This is a genomic window from Methylotenera versatilis 7 (genome assembly GCF_000799165.1).
GTDB lineage: Bacteria > Pseudomonadota > Gammaproteobacteria > Burkholderiales > Methylophilaceae > Methylotenera_A > Methylotenera_A versatilis_A.
Map to the genome: position 1 here is coordinate 393,562 of NZ_JUGF01000002.1, position 16,759 is coordinate 410,320.

Annotated in this window: 15 protein-coding genes; 10 read left to right on the forward strand and 5 right to left on the reverse strand. The window is 42.1% G+C overall.

The features are described from left to right. Positions 1 to 4: 4 nt before the first annotated feature. From mobA to lplT, 8 genes are all read left to right on the forward strand, one after another. Complete coding sequence (gene mobA / locus K370_RS05885) at positions 5 to 616, forward strand: molybdenum cofactor guanylyltransferase MobA (protein WP_047541702.1); 612 nt, start codon at positions 5 to 7, stop codon at positions 614 to 616. Beyond that, complete coding sequence (gene mobB / locus K370_RS05890; RefSeq protein ID WP_047539799.1) at positions 609 to 1,157, forward strand: molybdopterin-guanine dinucleotide biosynthesis protein B; 549 nt, start codon at positions 609 to 611, stop codon at positions 1,155 to 1,157. The genes mobA and mobB overlap by 8 nt, the downstream gene beginning before the upstream one ends. Before the next feature lie 14 nt (positions 1,158 to 1,171). Continuing rightward, positions 1,172 to 2,443, forward strand: coding sequence for a gephyrin-like molybdotransferase Glp (glp, locus tag K370_RS05895; protein WP_047541704.1), 1,272 nt, complete (start codon positions 1,172 to 1,174; stop codon positions 2,441 to 2,443). Between the two features lie 111 nt (positions 2,444 to 2,554). Further along, on the forward strand, positions 2,555 to 3,307 hold the full coding sequence (locus K370_RS05900) for an energy transducer TonB (protein WP_047539801.1): 753 nt from the start codon (positions 2,555 to 2,557) through the stop codon (positions 3,305 to 3,307). Between the two features lie 33 nt (positions 3,308 to 3,340). Beyond that, positions 3,341 to 4,783, forward strand: coding sequence for a sensor histidine kinase (locus tag K370_RS05905; RefSeq protein WP_047539803.1), 1,443 nt, complete (start codon positions 3,341 to 3,343; stop codon positions 4,781 to 4,783). A 172-nt stretch (positions 4,784 to 4,955) separates the two neighbouring features. Continuing rightward, positions 4,956 to 5,411: a peroxiredoxin gene (locus K370_RS05910; protein WP_047539806.1), complete on the forward strand. Its 456-nt coding sequence runs from the start codon at positions 4,956 to 4,958 to the stop codon at positions 5,409 to 5,411. A 14-nt stretch (positions 5,412 to 5,425) separates the two neighbouring features. After that, entirely contained in the window at positions 5,426 to 6,874 is a 1,449-nt protein-coding gene (locus K370_RS05915) for a PhoH family protein (protein WP_047539808.1), read from the forward strand. Positions 6,875 to 6,924: 50 nt separating this feature from the next. Next, complete coding sequence (gene lplT / locus K370_RS05920) at positions 6,925 to 8,091, forward strand: lysophospholipid transporter LplT (RefSeq protein WP_047539810.1); 1,167 nt, start codon at positions 6,925 to 6,927, stop codon at positions 8,089 to 8,091. A 75-nt stretch (positions 8,092 to 8,166) separates the two neighbouring features. On the opposite strand, the gene K370_RS05925 is transcribed toward lplT, so the two are convergent. The 5 genes from K370_RS05925 to K370_RS05945 form a co-directional block, all read right to left on the reverse strand. Beyond that, positions 8,167 to 9,489 (reverse strand): NAD(P)/FAD-dependent oxidoreductase, encoded by a 1,323-nt coding sequence (locus K370_RS05925; RefSeq protein WP_047539811.1) that lies wholly within the window; start codon positions 9,487 to 9,489, stop codon positions 8,167 to 8,169. An 85-nt stretch (positions 9,490 to 9,574) separates the two neighbouring features. After that, a complete protein-coding gene (locus K370_RS05930) occupies positions 9,575 to 10,117 on the reverse strand; it encodes a c-type cytochrome (protein WP_047541706.1) in 543 nt (180 codons plus the stop codon). Positions 10,118 to 10,241: 124 nt separating this feature from the next. After that, positions 10,242 to 10,757, reverse strand: a complete 516-nt coding sequence (locus K370_RS05935; RefSeq protein WP_047539813.1) for a c-type cytochrome — start codon at positions 10,755 to 10,757, stop codon at positions 10,242 to 10,244. A gap of 260 nt (positions 10,758 to 11,017) precedes the next feature. Continuing rightward, the gene (locus tag K370_RS05940) at positions 11,018 to 11,905 is read right to left on the reverse strand and encodes a quinoprotein dehydrogenase-associated putative ABC transporter substrate-binding protein (protein WP_047539815.1); all 888 of its coding nucleotides are present in this window, start codon (positions 11,903 to 11,905) and stop codon (positions 11,018 to 11,020) included. A 268-nt stretch (positions 11,906 to 12,173) separates the two neighbouring features. After that, positions 12,174 to 14,051, reverse strand: coding sequence for a PQQ-dependent dehydrogenase, methanol/ethanol family (locus tag K370_RS05945; RefSeq protein WP_047539817.1), 1,878 nt, complete (start codon positions 14,049 to 14,051; stop codon positions 12,174 to 12,176). 287 nt (positions 14,052 to 14,338) lie between these two features. Between K370_RS05945 and pip the strand changes: the two genes are divergently transcribed. Then, positions 14,339 to 15,325, forward strand: a complete 987-nt coding sequence (gene pip, locus K370_RS05950) for a prolyl aminopeptidase (RefSeq protein WP_047539819.1) — start codon at positions 14,339 to 14,341, stop codon at positions 15,323 to 15,325. 33 nt (positions 15,326 to 15,358) lie between these two features. Then, positions 15,359 to 16,732: a YhjD/YihY/BrkB family envelope integrity protein gene (locus tag K370_RS05955; protein ID WP_047539821.1), complete on the forward strand. Its 1,374-nt coding sequence runs from the start codon at positions 15,359 to 15,361 to the stop codon at positions 16,730 to 16,732. Positions 16,733 to 16,759 lie beyond the last annotated feature (27 nt).

The window sequence follows — 16,759 nt, forward strand, 5'->3', positions numbered from 1 at the left end:
CAAATTGGCAATATCCTGCATTATTCTCTCCGGCGGGCGGGCGACGCGCATGGGTGGTATCGACAAAGGTTTAATCACTTTGCAACATAAGCCGTTAATTCAGCACGTGATTGAACGTTTGAAGCCTCAAACAAATGAAATTCTTATCAATGCTAACCGTGAAATATCTAAGTACGAGGCTTTTGGCTACCCAGTTTTGCAAGATACGCATGCCAATTTTATTGGGCCTTTGGCTGGTTTTAGTTTGGGTTTGCAGCATGCTAAACATGATTACATATTAACTGTACCTTGTGATTCACCTTTATTACCGCACGACCTGGCACATCGCCTGTTAACGACTTTGATGGAAAACAATGCCGATATTGCCGTCGCAAGTAGCGATGGTCATGCGCATCCTGTTTTTAGTTTATGCAAAAAAACTGTGTTGCCGTCACTCAATCAATATTTGGCACTTGGTGAGCGACGTGTAAGTGCTTGGCAAAAAGGCCATAGATATATTGAAGTTAATTTTAGCGACCATTCAGACGCGTTTATCAACCTAAATACAGTCGAAGATTTGGCGGCGCTTGAATCCAAATTAATGCAATCACTGAAACTCAAATCTGACCATGCATAAAACAATACCAGTATTGGGCATCGTCGCCAGCGGTAGTAACGCCGGCAAAACCACCTTAATTACCCAACTTATTCCAGTGCTGGCGAAGCGGAATATCCGCGTTTCGGTGATTAAACATGCACATCATGCGTTTGATATCGACCATGTTGGCAAAGATAGTTATAAGATTCGAGAGGCAGGTGCAGTACAAACACTGATTGCGAGCGGCAAGCGTTGGGCATTGATGACGGAAATGCATCGCTTACCAGAAGCACCAACTGAAGTAAATTTAGCAGATTTAATTGCGCAAATTAACACCAATTATGCTGATTTAATATTGATCGAAGGCTTTAAGCAGGCAATGATTCATCAAAAACCTATCCCTAAAATTGAAGTTTACCGCCCTAGCCTTGATTTGCCACTGCTAGCCTTGATTGATAGTAGTATTATTGCGGTTGCCAGCGATGCTGATTTGACTCTCAGTATTCCCATACTCAATTTAAACGACATTCAACAAATCGCAGACTTTATTGTCTTAAAAATAATCCAAACTAAATACTAGTGATTAATCAATCCATGACCAAAACCACACTTAAGCAAATTGTTTCTGACCCTTCTTGTATGGACGATTACGACCCAAACGCCATGTCTGTTACGCAAGCCAGAGCTTTTATTCAGCAGTTTTTAACACCTGTCATCGAAACTGAGCAGCTGAATGTGATGGATAGTTTAGGGCGAGTATTGGCCGCCAACATTGTTTCACCCAGCAATGTACCAAATCACCATAACTCAGCAATGGATGGTTATGCATTTAAATTTATTGATGCAAATAAAGTGTTAACTATCATCGGCACTGCATTTGCTGGCAGGCCATTTGAACAGGAAATTAACGCTGGCGAATGTGTCAAAATCATGACGGGCGCTGTGATTCCCACAGGCGCTGACACGGTTGTGATGCAAGAACGCATTAAGCAAAATGACAACCACATTACGCTGCTGGATACGCTTTCTATTAAACAGGGTGCAAATATACGCTTGGCAGGCGAGGATTTGCAGCTGGGTCAGACTGTTCTAGCAAAAGGCCACATGCTACGACCAGCAGATCTAGGTTTGATTGCCTCACTTGGCATTGCCAAAGTGAGCGTATACCGTCCGTTAAAAGTCGCATTTTTTAGTACCGGCGATGAATTAATCAGTGTCGGCAAACCATTACAATCAGGCCAGATATACGATAGCAACCGTTACACGCTATTTGGCATGTTATCCAGACTGGGTGTTGTTATCAGCGATTTAGGCGTGGTGCCCGACAATCCAGACTTATTAGAAACAACATTATTAAAGGCCACCAGCGAAAACGATGTAGTCATCACCAGCGGTGGCGTTTCGGTAGGGGAAGCGGACTATATGAAAGCTTTACTCACCAAACACGGCCAAGTATTATTTTGGAAAATCAATATGAAACCGGGCCGACCACTCGCCTATGGAAAAATAGGCGCAGCGCACTATTTTGGGCTGCCCGGCAACCCCGTTTCAGCCATGGTGACGTTTTATCAGTTTGTGCGTGAAGCTTTGATTACATTAATGGGCAGCATACCCAAGCCGTTACCGATGTTTAAAGTGGAATGTACAGAGTCGATTAAGAAGGCTACAGGACGCACGGAATTTCAGCGCGGAGTTTTATATTTGGTAGAAGATGGTAGCTGGAAAGTGAAGCCCTTGCCCAATCAAGGTTCAGGCGTATTAAGCAGTATGAGTACCGCAAATTGTTTCATTGTGTTAGATGAAGCAGTTGGTAATTGCAATAGTGGAGAAATGCTTCAAGTGCAATTATTAGAAGGATTAATTTAACATAACCTCTGATAACTGGTTTATTTCAACCAAAAACTGCTATTATCAATTCAATTAAAGCTAGAGTATAATCAACGGCTTAGCTTAATATTTTTCCTAATTTATCGCATTTTGGACATCTCTATTAAAAATTCCAACATTAATGAGAGCACGCTTATTTGGGCGATTATCTGCTCCATTTTACTGCATGCTTTGTTAGCGATTACATTACCAAACTTTAAGATTGATCTTTCGAAAGATAAGCCTGTTCAGTTAGAGGTTGAGATACAAAAACCTGTAGAACCAGAACCTGTTGCAGTGATCCAACCTGCACAACCGATAGAACAACCGAAGCCTGAAGTTAAAAAGCCTGAGCCGATTAAAAAAATCATCGAGCCAAAACCCATCACAAAAACGGTAGAAGCACCAAGCCCTGTTACTGAAGTGGAACAAGTCACGCCACCGGTAGAGGCACAACCCATTCCGAATGTCATCGCAGTTCCGCCTAAAGTGGATAGCGCACCAATTGCTGTTATCGCACCACCAGTGACAGAAACAGTTAAAGCACCAGAACGTAGTCCAGCTGAAGTGGATAATGCCTTAGGTGAGTATGGCAATCTGCTAGGTCGGACAATCGCTAAACACAAACAATATCCACGAATAGCACAAACACGCGGCTGGCAAGGTGATGTTTTGCTCGATTTGAAATTGGATGGCAACGGTAAAGTGCTCTCGGCGACTATCCGCCAAGGCAGCGGTTACGAAGTACTAGATAAGCAAGCACTTGAAATGGTGCGCAAAGCATCGCCTTTCCCCGCTCCGCCCGAAGCGCTTAGAAACCGTACATTTAATATTACGGTGCCCGTTTCATTTAAACTCGAATAGTGTCAACCAAGTCACTCTTAAGCCGCCTTAATCATGCGCACCGCTAAATCGCTACGTGATTTACTATTGGTACATGAGCTGATTTTTATTGCGCTCATTCTGCTTGCTTTTGCCAGCGGACTTTATGGTATTCATATCTGGGATAAAGCCTCTAACGAATCACAGCGCATCAATTTGATTGTGCGTGAAATCCAGCAAACACGTGGTGATTTATATCGGCAAATGAAAGAACTTTTTGACTCGTTTTTTTTACAAGATAGCGAGGCATTAACGGAGTACAACGCCTATACACAATCGATATTGACACATTTTTCCCAATTGCAAAATTTAGCAGTAGGCCAGCAAGAAAAACAGGCGATTAATGAACTAGAAAATAACTATCGTATCTTTGTAAACGAGGCACCCCGCTTGTTTTATCGCTACCAAGCCAAACCTGATAAAGACTCTCAAAAATCCCTGTACAAAGATATCGAAACAGGTATTTTCAATCATTACGAAAGCGTTTCTAAGCGCACGGAAGACTTGCTAACCTTAAAGCAAACCGAGCTTAAAACCCGCTTAGTAGAGGCAAAAGAGTCTGCCATTGCGGTGCTGCTCATCCCAATACTTTTAGCTGGATTATTACTATTTTTGTCACGAATTTTCCTAAAACGTGCCATCGTTAATCCCATTAATGCAGTCATGAAAGCGACGGCTGAAATTAGCGCCGGCAATCTACAGCATAAAGTTCCAGAAACCGGCGCAGCAGAATTGGTGACGTTATCAAGAGAAATCAACAAAATGGCAGACGAGTTGCAGACCAGTCGCGATGCATTAGTCCGCACTGAAAAACAGGCTGCCATGGGCTTATTGGTGCCGATGCTAGCGCATAATATTCGCAACCCTCTCGCTAGCATCCGCGCTACTGCGCAAGTCATTGATGTGCCGAATAACGATGTCGATACACGTGAATCACTAAACGGCATCATTAACACCGTTGATCGACTTGAGCGTTGGACTGGCTCATTACTGGCTTATTTATTACCGATTAAACCACAATTAAAATTCGTTAAATTTGCGCCGATTTTAGAAGGCGCGCTATTGCCACTGATACAAAAAATACGCGATAAGAATATTAAAATCATCCAAAATCTGCATGCGAGCAGCGCCGATATTCGCACAGATGAACATTTGCTAGAACAAGTCTTTTACAACTTAATATTAAACGCCATTGATGCTTCACCAAAAAACAGCCAAATCATCATCACCGCGCACCTTACAGAGGATACTTTTACCAGCAGCATCATTGATGAAGGCGCAGGCATGCCATTTAAACCAGACCCCCATGCCGCCAGCGCAGGCCCCAGTACCAAGCGTTTTGGCACAGGTTTGGGCATTCCATTTGCGTTTAAAGTATGCGAAGTGTTAGGCGGCAATATCGTGTTTGAAACCGTTAAACCACAAGGCACTACTATTACCCTCACGTTGCCGCAATAACCGCCACAATCACGCAAGCCAAATTTATTTACTGAACCCACGCACGTTAAGCACTCAGTGATTGTCTCAAATATTACTTCAATTTAGCTTGCCTTAATGCCGTTTTTTTACAACAATAGGAACGTAGTTAAATAAATCTTATCTGCACGATAATTAATACGCTAAACCAAATATGCTAAACAAGCCCGTTACCGATTTTGAATTACCTGCCACCAGCGGGCAACTTTTTAAACTATCCGATTATTTAGGTAAAACACTGATTATTTACTTTTACCCAAAAGATTCCACCCCAGGCTGTACCACACAAGGCATGCAGTTCCGTGACCGCTATGCAGATTTTCAGGCTTCCAATACTGAAATCGTCGGTGTTTCGCGTGATAGCTTAAAGTCTCACGAAAATTTTAAAGCCAAGTTTAGCTTTCCGTTTGAACTACTGGCTGACACGCAAGAATTGGCATGTGGCATTTTTAATGTGATGAAGATGAAAAATATGTATGGCAAACAAGTGCGTGGCATAGAACGCAGCACTTTTGTGATTGATAAGAATGGCGTTCTGATAAAAGAATGGCGTGGCGTTAAAGTGGACGGACACGTAGAACAAGTGCTGGATTTTATTAAAACTTTATAAAAAATTTATACACCATGGCAAAAAAACTAGCAGATAACTCGCAAGCGACTTCCACAACTGGATTTATAACCAGCGACTCTACAACCAGCACTAAACTTTTTGTACTGGATACCAACGTATTAATGCATGACCCATCAAGCCTGTTTCGGTTTGAAGAGCATGACATTTACTTGCCGATGGTGACTCTAGAAGAGTTAGACAATAATAAAAAAGGTGTAACCGAAGTCGCTCGCAATGCACGCCAGGCCAGCCGCTATTTAGAAGAGATTGTCGGCACTGACCTGACGAATCTAGAATTAGGCTGTCCATTAGCCATTAATGGTAATAAGCATTTAGCTGGCCGCCTATTTTTGCAAACCACGCAAGTGGATATTGAGCTACCAGGTTTAGCCGGCAGCAAAGCCGACAATCAAATTATCAGCGTCGTACTAGCGCAACAAAAACAGCAACCTAACCGCCAGGTTATCTTAGTCAGCAAAGATATCAACATCCGCATCAAGGCACGCGCAATGGGCGTGATGGCGCAAGACTATTTTAACGACAAAGTATTAGAAGATACCGATTTACTCTATAGCGGTATGAAAGAACTACCGCAAGATTTTTGGGATACACACAGCAAGGCAATGGAGTCGTGGCAAGAAGCCGGTAGTATGTTTTATCGCATTACTGGGCCGCTAGTTAAAACGTTTTTAATTAATGAATTCATTTTTTATGAGTTTGATAAACCGTTTCATGCCATTGTGCGTAAGCTGGAAAACGATCATGCCGTGCTTGAGGTTGTGCACGATCATATGAACCCTAAACACAGCGTGTGGGGCATTGTTGCACGTAATCGTGAGCAAAACTTTGCATTGAACCTACTGATGAATCCGGATATTGATTTTGTCACACTGCTTGGTCAGGCTGGTACGGGCAAAACATTGCTGACTTTGGCTGCAGCATTAACGCAAACGCTAGACAAAAAAATCTATTCTGAAATCATTATGACGCGCGTGACGGTACCTGTCGGCGAAGATATTGGTTTTCTACCCGGCACTGAAGAAGAAAAAATGGCGCCATGGATGGGCGCGCTTGAGGATAATCTGGATGTTCTGAATAAAACGGATGAAGACGCAGGTGAATGGGGGCGTGCTGCAACACAAGATTTAATCCGTACACGCATTAAAGTAAAATCCCTTAACTTCATGCGTGGTCGCACTTTTTTACATAAATTTCTGATCATCGACGAAGCGCAAAACCTAACGCCAAAACAAATGAAAACGCTTATCACGCGCGCAGGTCCAGGCACAAAAGTAGTCTGTTTAGGCAATATTGCCCAAATCGACACACCTTATCTAACCGAAGGCAGCTCCGGTTTAACTTATGTAGTTGATCGCTTTAAAGGCTGGGAACATAACGGACATATTACTTTAGTGCGTGGCGAACGTTCTCGTTTGGCAGATTTTGCTGCTGAAGCTCTATAGTAACGCTTGGCTTTTAGTCACTCTTAAATATTAAGAATGAATAAGCGTTAATGTCTAAAGGTTTTTACACCCTTTTAGTTGCTCAATTTCTATCGGCGCTAGCTGATAACGCGTTGCTGTTCACTGCGATTGCTTTATTACAGCAAATGCAGGCACCGGAATGGCACGAACCCTTGCTTTTACAGTTCTTCGTCATTTCATATATCGTACTCGCTCCATTTGTCGGCTCATTTGCAGACGCGCTACCAAAAGGCCGTGTGATGTTTATTGCTAATGGTATCAAGTTCTTTGGAAGTATCGCCATGATATTTGGTATGCCGCCACTGTATGCTTATGGCATTGTAGGTGTTGGTGCTGCTGCGTATTCCCCCGCCAAATATGGCATTTTGACAGAGCTGCTGCCACCAGAAAAACTGGTCAACGCCAACGGATGGATGGAAGGCTCTACTGTTATCGCTATTATTTTGGGTGCAATTATTGGCGGAAAAATGGCCAGTATCAGCCCTCAAGGCGCCATGATTGCCATCGCGTTCATGTATCTCGCTGCAGCGGCCTTCAATATGTTTATCCCCAAATTGCCGATTGATCATGCAATTGCCAAGAAAGATCCTCTATCTATATTAAGTGATTTTTATCGCTCATTTCTTGCACTTTGGCGCGATCCACAAGGGCAAGTGTCACTTTCTGTCACTACACTTTTTTGGGGTGCAGGTGCAACTTTAAGGCTGGTTGTCATCGCTTGGGCTGGTATTGTGTTGGGCTTTGGCTTAGATCATGCGACACAACTCACCGCCACAGTCGCCGCAGGTGTAGCGCTGGGCTCGGTTATTGCTGCGCACTACATCACGCTTGAGAATTCGGTAAAAGTATTACCAGCAGGGATTGTAATGGGCATTTTAGTCATTAGCATGGCATTTATAACAGAATGGCACTTGGCTGCTTTCCTGTTATTTATCATTGGCGTTTTAAGTGGTTTTTTTGTTGTGCCGCTAAATGCACTACTACAACACAGAGGCCATATACTGATTGGGGCTGGACATTCTATTGCGGTACAGAATTTTAACGAAAACTTAGGTATTCTATTATTAAGCGGTGCTTACACGCTGATGGTTAAAGCCAACTTACATATCAACCATATCGTGATTGTATTTGGTTTATTTGTGATAATTTCAATGAGCTTAATTAATCGCTTATATCGCAAGCAGGTGCAAGCTTAATAGAATGTATTAGTAAAAAAAGCCTCGGTTTTAATCGAGGCTTTTTCTTTTTATATTATGAAGTGAGTATTGGAGCTAATGCAATTTTACTTGCGCTTCTGTTCTGCGGGTAATTAACCTGGCCACTGTCTGCAATATCACGGTAAATACACCGTGCAGTGTCATTAGGTGCATTTTATACAACGATTGATACATTAATCGCGCAAATAAACCTTCAATGTACATACTGCCACCAGAAAGTGTACCCATTAAACTACCTACGGTAGAGTAACGCCCCAAGTTAACCAGTGAACCATAGTCGGTATAGTGATAATCAGGCAAATTGGTTTTATTAGCTACCCGTTTCTTCATCGTTTTAAATAAAAGTGATGCTTGCTGATGTGCCGCCTGCGCACGAGGTGGCACATTGCCATCGTGACCAAGCCATGGACACGCTGCGCAGTCACCAAATGCAAAAATGCTTTCATCCACAGTTGTTTGCAAAGTTTGCTTAACCACTAGTTGGTTGATCCGATTCGTTTCCAAACCAGCCAGTTCTTTTAAGAAATCTGGCGCTTTAATACCCGCCGCCCACACCACCAAGGCTGAAGGAATAAAGCGTCCACTATGTGTATAAACACCTTTATCTGACACCTCAGTTACGCGCTCGCCTGTATAAACATGCACACGTAATTTTCGCAGCTCTAAATCTACTGACTGTGAAAGCTTGGGTGGCAATGCAGGCAGTACGCGTTCACTTGCTTCAATAATCGAAATTTTAATATCTCGATCAGCATCAATTTTATCTAAACCATAGGCAGCCAGTTCGCGTGTCGTATTATGTAGCTCTGCTGCCAGCTCGACACCGGTTGCACCTGCGCCCACAATCACCACCTCTAACTGCCCTGCTTGTACTGGTGTTGTTTGCGTTTGCGCGCGAACTAAAGCGTTGTGTAAGCGACGATGGAATTTTTCTGCTTGGTCTTGTGTATCTAATGCAATGGAATATTCACGTGCGCCTTTAATGCCAAAATCATTAGTCGTGCTACCAATCGCAATGACTAAACTGTCATATTGAAAAGTACGACGCGCAATCACCTCTATGCCATCTTCGTCAAAATAAGGCGCGATCGTCACTTCTTTTTTGACCCTGTCCAAGCCATCCATACGACCGAGTCTAAAATTAAAGTGATGCCAATGTGCTTGCGCCAAATACTCTAACTCGTGCTTATCTGGATTCATGCTACCTGCAGCAATTTCATGTAGCAATGGCTTCCACACATGCGTTCTGGTGCTATCAATTAAGGTAATGACCGCTTGCTTTTTTTTACCCAGTGAATCCCCCAAGCGCGTTGCCAGTTCTAACCCACCCGCTCCGCCGCCTACGATAACAATATGATGTAATTTTTCTGTATTCATTCTGAATTTACTTAATAATTAATGCGTGTTTTATAAACAAAAACGCGCCTGCTGAAACCAGCAAGCGCGTAGACTTCATACAATATTACTCGTTTCCAGTTTCTTTACCCATACTACGTACCCAAGCAATTATCTTGAGCAACTCATCTGGTGAAATACCATTTTTTGGATCTGTAGGGTCCATCAAACCGATTCCTTTTGCACCCATGCCACCATTAGTGCCATGCCAAACAGTTTCAAACATACCTTTAACCGTCGCATCTTTTGGATATTTATAATCCGGTCCTGTTAAACCAGGCCCTACTTGGCCTTTTGCTTCAGGGCCATGGCATTGTGTACAAGAATAAAGCTGAAATACTTTTTTACCTTTAGCAATAGCCTCTTCGTTTCCAACATAGATATTTTTACCTGTAGCCAAAAACTCTTTAGCTGCTGGTGTATCAAACAGCGCAGCATCAATAGCTAAAGGCTTGCCATCTTGTGTAGTCACAAACTCAATGGTTTTACCAGAGCTTGCAGCAGGCGCTGCAGTGGAACCACCTGCAGCAGCTTTATCATCTGACTTATTACAAGCTGCTAGACTGGCTGTAAGTAAAACAAGTACTAAACTCAATTTAATGCGATTCATTTTCATCTCCATGAATGTGATTCATTTTTTAATTTATATTAATCAACGAAAAAGGCTACTGCAATTATACAGTAGCCTTTTGTCTTTTTGATTTTTTAGTTAAACAACAAGCTTTTGGCTTATATTATTTTAACCAAGGCGTATCAGTACCACCTTTATATTGTGTGCGTAACCAGCCAATCACTTTCAAGATATCATCTGTTGATAAATTCTCTGGGTTACCCAATTGCTGATGCCAGGCAAACATACCGCCATTTGAGCCATGAGCGATGGTTTCGAACATACCTTTATCTGTTACATGTTTTGAATATTGCCAAGTGCTATCAGTAATAGCCGGACCTACTTGACCACCACCATTAGGACCATGACATTGTGTACATGAGTAATATCCAAATTTCTTTTTACCTGCTTTTGCTGCTTCTGGATCTTTTGCATATGCTTTTGTATATGGGTTAATACATGTCTCTAGAAACTCTTTCGCTTGTGGCGTATCTGCTTCAGTTGCTTTAATGACAAATGGACTACCATCTTGCGTTGCAACAAAATTACAAGCAGCATTTACCTGCGATGATAGTGTAAGACCTGCTAATGCCAACATACCAACAAATAAAGTTGACTTCAATGCTTTACTGCCTAACATGTTTTCTCCTAATTTATAGAATATGAGCAACGTTCTATTTGCATTCTCTTACTTAACTACAACAATTGATTAACATATTTATATTCAATCAATCCTGTTAAATCGCAGTTAAATTCAGTGCTGTTTTAGAGCGCATGTCCAATTAACGAATACTATTTCTAGTTGGTTGACATAATTTATTAACATCATTGTGCCTCCAAACGAACGCGTGATTCTACTTGGTTTTATAAATTATGTCACCCTAATGACACTCGTTTTTACTATTTTTTAAAGACACTGTCTCCCGCAAGTACTGGCACAGTTGGAATGCCATAATCCGCTAAAATTTGTGCAATTTTGTCTTTATTTCTCGCTAAAGCAGCATTGATTACTTCCATTCTTTCCTTATCTTTTTTACGCACTCCTACAGAAATGTTCCAATATTCCTTGCCCTGTAAATTAACTTTGTTGTACTCGGGAACGAATGCCATTTCCAACGGCACTTTAGATTGCTTGGCGTAATAACCTGCTATCGGACCCCACACAATCGCCACATCAATATCACCTTTTGCCAAATCATCAATTAAAAAACTGGTTGGTAAATTTAAATCGCGTTGTAAACGATATGGTCGCGCATTTGCCATCAAATTATGATCATTTAAAGGTACGGCAGCCGGGCTTTTATCAACGATACCAATGATGCCTTTACGTAAATCAGGGGAGTCCCAATCAGTAATTTTGAAGTTACTCTCTTTACGCCAAACAAATACATGACCTGATCTGTAGTAAGGCTCTGATGTTCTTAATGCGTCAAAATCGGATGTTGTGCCAATAATCACATCACAACGACCCGCGTTAATTGTATTTCTGAGGAAGCCTTGACGGTTATAGGCATAAGCAAAACTTAATTTCTTACCAATATCTTGAGCTAATACTGCAGCAATTTTATCTTCAAAGCCTTCACCTCTAAGATTTGAATAAGGCATATTGTCAGGATCTGCACACACCTTAAATTCCGTACCATCATCCACTCGACGCACTTCGCCAACACGGCCTTCATCAGCGCTCAACGATGGAACATCTTTAATATCAATTGGCTCTCCTGCGGCGAATGCATAACCAGAAATCAAGGCAAGGCATACAGTCAATCCTTTTAATTGTTTTAACATTATTTATTTCCTTATTTAAAATCGGGACAAATTCTCAACTTAACTTTGTTAAGAGTAACTCAAATAGACAAAAGTTCTTTAATGAAAACCATGAAACTTTCCCATTGTAACCAAAATTACATCCTTTAGTTTACCTATCTGTATATTTCCACCAGACCCACTGTCTACGCCCTGTTCAAAGCAAAACACCCTGCCTAAGCAGGGTGTTTCTTTAAGACATTAACTAACTTGTTAACGTGTATTCAGTTACAACTAATCTTCCGATTAATTATAGTGAGAATACTGTTAATGCACCGCCGCCAGGAGCAGCGTTGTATTTAGTTAGTTCTTTATAACCACCAGCAGCACCCAGTGCGTCTGTGTCGTTAGTCATACCAAGGTTCATCGCCACACCAGCCCAGCCACCGATACCTGAGAATACACCCACGTATTGTTTGCCTTTTTGACCGTATGTGAATGAGTTACCAATCACGCCAGAACCCACTTGGAATTTCCAGAGTTCTTTACCTGATTGTGCGTCAACCGCTTTTAACCAACGGTCTAGTGTGCCGTAGAACACTAGGTCTGTTGCAGTCGTTAAAGCACCGCCCCAAGCAGAGAATTTCTCTTTGTTGTACCAAACTTTTTTGTTGGTCATTGGGTTGTAAGCAGCAAAGCCACCCATCACGCCGTCAGGACCAGCAAACATGGTTAATGTCGCACCAACCCATGGTTGACCAGCAACGTATTTAGACTCTACTGGCTCGTATGTCATACATACGTGGTTCAATGGAGAATAGACTAAGCCAGTTTTTGGTGAGTAAGCCGCTGGTTGTTGGTCCTTCGTACCTAATGCAGCCGGGCAGATGCCTTTAGCATTGTAGTCTTGGTGAGTTGAGTATTTAGCGTCTTTATGTGGTACGCCTGTTTTCAAATCAACACTTGATGCCCAGTTAACGAATGGGTGCACTTTTTCAGCTGCAACCAATGTACCGTTGCTGGCTAACCATGTGTACGCAAAACCGTTACGGTCATGGTGCCATGCGTATGTTTTACCACCTTTGTCGAACAAGATCACTTCGTTAATACCGTCGTAATCCCACTCGTCATGTGGTGTCATTTGCATGCCCCATTTTGCAACGCCTGTGTCTAAGTCACGTGCGAATACAGTCATAGACCATTTGTTGTCGCCTGGACGGACATCTGGGTTCCATACGGATGGGTTACCTGTTCCGTAATATACTAGATTAGTACGTGCATCATACGGCCACCAGCCCCATGTAGAACCACCACCATGTTGCCAGCCATCTTTAACGGCTTGTGGTTTCAACCATGTGCGTGTACCTAGTTCTTTTTCGCCAATTTTCAATTGGTCGTTAGGCACTGCTTTGAAAGAACCGCCTTGTTTGTTGCCGCCGTTTACGTCTTGGTAAACTGACAATGCGCTGTATTGTGGGTTTTCTTTATTGAAGTCTGCACCGATCAACATTTCAGCATCTGGGCCTGTTGAGTAGGCTTTCCATGCCAATGAACCGTCTTTTAGGTTGTAAGCAGCTAAGAAGCAACGTACGCCGAATTCAGCACCTGAACAACCGGTTAATACTTTGTCTTTAATCACGTGTGGTGCGTTAGTGTTTGTCGCGCCAACTTTTGGATCGTTCACTAATACTGACCATACTTTAGCGCCTGTTTTAGCGTCTAAAGCAACCAAGTTACCATCGTTTTGTTGTAGATAGATTTTGCCGTCACCGTAGCCTAAGCCACGTGAAACGTTATCGCAACATAGTACAGCTTGTACTGATGGGTCTTGTTTTGGGAAATATGACCAAACGATTTTTTGGTTATCGTTTAAATCTAATGCGTATACGTTGTTTGGGAATGCTGTATGTAGATACATCATGTTACCAACAACCACTGGTGAGCCTTCGTGACCACGGTTTACACCGGTTGCGAATGTCCAGGCAGCTTTAAGGTTTTTTACGTTACCTTTGTTGATTTGAGATAATGTGCTGTAGCCTTGGTTGTTGTGTTGGCCACGTGGGTGTACCCAGTTGTTCGCGTCCTTCATTGCCGCTTCTTGATCTGCTGCTGCAAGGGCTACCATTGGCATCGCCAATGTAGCGCCTGCAACTAAGCCTAGAGCTAGCTTGATTGTATTGAATTTCATTTTTATCTCCAAAGTGATATTACTAAGGGTTAATTAAAAGTAAACTCTAAGTTAAATTATTTATGCACAGTTATTTTGAAAACTTTGCGCACGGAATACAAAATTTAAAGTTTATTTTCCCCACATTTTTCATGTGTGATGTGCAATATAAAACAAGTAACTATTAATTGCAACACTTTAGTTACAATCTATTAACAAATTATCAAATTATTTTTTAATATACTATCAAGCGTGCTTGTAGCTAATAAAATACTCAATAAAATCAAACAGAAAGAATGAGAAACTGAATGTCAGAAGTATCTTACAATTTGTATCAAGAACTAGAGCCATTTAACAAAAACTGGCTTAAAGTAGACGATTTCCACCAAATTTATTATGAAGAATGTGGAAATCCTCATGGCATACCAGTGATTTTTTTACATGGTGGACCAGGTAGCGGCTGCAACCCCACTCAGCGTCGTTTTTTTGATCCAAAACATTACCGGATTATTCTGCTGGACCAACGCGGTTGTGGCCGCAGCCTGCCAGTTGGCGAGGTGAAACTCAATACGACAGACGATTTAGTAAGCGACATTGAAAAACTTCGTATGCATTTAGGGATTAACACTTGGCATGTATTTGGCGGCTCGTGGGGCAGCACATTGGCGCTGGCATACGCAGTTAAGCATACGAATCAAGTCATCTCTTTAGTGTTGCGCGGTATCTTTTTAAGCCGACCTTCTGAGTTGAGTTGGTTTCTGGGCGATGTGCAACATTTTTACCCTGAAGTTTGGCACAAACTGATTAGCTATTTGCCCGCAGATAAGCAAAATGATGTATTAAATGCTTATGCTCAATTGATTTTTAATGATGATATTCACATCAGCTCAGCAGCGGCAACTCAATGGAATGCCTTTGAAAATGCAATTATGCGTCTGAAAGCGACTACGAATGATTCATCGCAAGAAGAGTCTATTAAAACAGCAGAGCAGTTACAAAAAGAGCAAGCAACAGAAGTCGCGCGGGCGCGTGTGCAAATACATTATATTCAGCACCAATGTTTTATTGATGGTGAAACGCTATTAAAACAGGCCGCAACATTGGCAAATATTCCGACGATTATTGTACAAGGGCGTTATGATATGGTGTGCCCACCACAAACTGCTTGGGCATTGCACCAAATGATGCCTCATGCGCAATTGACAATGGTGGCGGATGCTGGGCACTCAGCCATGGAACCCGGTATTACCAGTGCACTGGTGGCAGCGACAGAACAGTTTAAATCGCTTCGTTAATTATGTTCGTTAAATTTAAGAGAAAAGATTTAATTGGCTAAACCTTTACCTCAAGACGTTAGAAGCTCTTCAGCTGAAAAACTCTCGGCTGAAGATAGTATTGCGCTGAACAAAGTGACTAATAATTCAATTGCGAATAAATTATCACGGATTAAAAATCTCGCGCACCACCCTGCTTTTCTAAAACCACTTGCAACGTATGCCAGCCATGAATATGCAACACCATTATTTATATTGCGCGAAACATTAGGCGGATTTGCGCGCCACAATATATTAAGCTTATCGGCTTCACTATCGTTTTACGCGCTATTTGCCTTAATCCCGTTAATTCTGCTCATTTTCTTTTTATTAAGCCATCTGGTCTTTTCCTCAGACTATGCCATCGTTAAATTGGCGATTCTCACCGGTAACTTAGTACCAGACTTCAGCAATAAAATCATGACAGAAGTCTATCGTGCCACCCAAACAAAGGCCGCGTGGGGTGCTTTAGGTATATTTGTGCTGCTATGGACAGTCACCCCGCTGGCGGCCAATATGCGCTCTGCGTTTTACACCATTGCAACGATGGTCGAAGCACCATCTTATTTTAAGCGCAAAATTAAAGATGTACTGTCTGTGTTAGGCATTTTGCTACTGTTTTTTCTATTCACATTCGCAGGGTTCATGATTGAGAAAGTGGTGCGCTTTCTGGCTGTGCATCTGCCTGTTTTAGAAATCAATCTTGTTGGCTCTATCAGCACCTTAGTATTGATTACGCTGTTAATTGCCATTTTTTACAAAATATTTTTTCCCATGCGCATCGCCTTTGCGCATCTATTTTTAGGCGCCAGCTTAACCGCTTTATTATGGATATTAATGCGACCAGCATTTGGCCTGTTTTTATCCATTAACGAAAATTATGGCGCTATTTTTGGCAGCATGAAAGCCATGTTTGTGTCCATTACCTGGCTGTATCTTAATTTCGCGGTATTTTTACTGGGCATAGAACTCATCGCCACCTTGCGCAAAAAAGATGTGTTGCTGCTCAAAGGCTTGTTTAATGGCATGCCCAATAAATCCAATTACATTGAAACATTAATGCGCCGCTATGGCCACACGCTACGGCAAGGTGAAACGATTTATGCACGCGGCAATACCGAGCGCAATTTGTATTATGTAGTGGATGGCAGCGTTAATTTAATTGATAACGGGACTGTAGTACGCGAGCTGAATGCCGGTGACTATTTTGGTGAAATGGCCATGTTAAGCGAAAAACCGACAATGGCTGATGCAATCGTTGCTTCCAGCGAAGCGCGCATTATTGTGATTTATGCAGAATATATTGATACGATGATGGCTGATGAACCAAGAGTCGCGGTGCAGCTATTAAAACGCATGGCGGCAAGATTACAGAATAGCTTCAACTAAACTATCCACATTAAATCAGCAACAGCT

Coding starts and splice junctions, on each gene's coding strand:
- K370_RS05935 (WP_047539813.1), bottom strand. CDS start 10,757: ATGTTAGGCAGTAAAGCATTGAAGTCAACTTTATTTGTTGGTATGTTG.
- K370_RS05945 (WP_047539817.1), bottom strand. CDS start 14,051: ATGAAATTCAATACAATCAAGCTAGCTCTAGGCTTAGTTGCAGGCGCT.
- pip (WP_047539819.1), top strand. CDS start 14,339: ATGTCAGAAGTATCTTACAATTTGTATCAAGAACTAGAGCCATTTAAC.
- lplT (WP_047539810.1), top strand. CDS start 6,925: ATGTCTAAAGGTTTTTACACCCTTTTAGTTGCTCAATTTCTATCGGCG.
- mobB (WP_047539799.1), top strand. CDS start 609: ATGCATAAAACAATACCAGTATTGGGCATCGTCGCCAGCGGTAGTAAC.
- K370_RS05940 (WP_047539815.1), bottom strand. CDS start 11,905: ATGTTAAAACAATTAAAAGGATTGACTGTATGCCTTGCCTTGATTTCT.
- K370_RS05905 (WP_047539803.1), top strand. CDS start 3,341: ATGCGCACCGCTAAATCGCTACGTGATTTACTATTGGTACATGAGCTG.
- K370_RS05910 (WP_047539806.1), top strand. CDS start 4,956: ATGCTAAACAAGCCCGTTACCGATTTTGAATTACCTGCCACCAGCGGG.
- K370_RS05915 (WP_047539808.1), top strand. CDS start 5,426: ATGGCAAAAAAACTAGCAGATAACTCGCAAGCGACTTCCACAACTGGA.
- glp (WP_047541704.1), top strand. CDS start 1,172: ATGACCAAAACCACACTTAAGCAAATTGTTTCTGACCCTTCTTGTATG.
- K370_RS05930 (WP_047541706.1), bottom strand. CDS start 10,117: ATGAATCGCATTAAATTGAGTTTAGTACTTGTTTTACTTACAGCCAGT.
- K370_RS05925 (WP_047539811.1), bottom strand. CDS start 9,489: ATGAATACAGAAAAATTACATCATATTGTTATCGTAGGCGGCGGAGCG.